Source organism: Oleiphilus sp. HI0066 (genome assembly GCF_001635725.1).
In genome coordinates this window covers 1-410 of sequence record NZ_LWFH01000830.1, presented here as the reverse complement: position 1 = coordinate 410, position 410 = coordinate 1, and the positions used below count along the sequence as shown (strand labels likewise).

Sequence of the window (410 nt, the reverse complement as noted above, 5' to 3'; positions counted from 1 at the left end):
CCCGTTGGGCTGTGGAAGGTTAAACTAATTAACGGAATCTAAGCATGTAGAGCCGATGGCAGAGTGCTGACGGACGCGGGTTCGACCCCCGCCATCTCCACCAAACAAGCATAAGCCCCTGTATCCACGGGGGTTGAGCTTCCCTCAAGTCAGAATGTCACACAAGCTGTCACACAGCTAGGACGTTTGACTATGCAACTGCCCTACACTATCGTGCGCCACGGAGCGCTCTACTACAATCGACGCCTACACTCTGGCTTCCTTCGATTATCCCTTCGCACCTCTTGCGAGCGAGCAGCTCTCCGCTATGTAGTCCTATTAAATGAGTTAGTGGATAGAATGACCGTAAGACGAGCAAAACTAAAAGAAATACGCCAAGCCGCTAGAGTCTGGCTTGAACGCAATATCGA

General features: G+C 51.5%; 1 other RNA gene. It reads left to right on the top strand.

Features of this window, described 5'->3' with window-relative positions:
* Window positions 1-103, top strand: a transfer-messenger RNA (tmRNA) gene (gene ssrA, locus A3738_RS09765); the annotation flags it as partial.
* Between the last annotated feature and the right edge of the window lie 307 nt (window positions 104-410).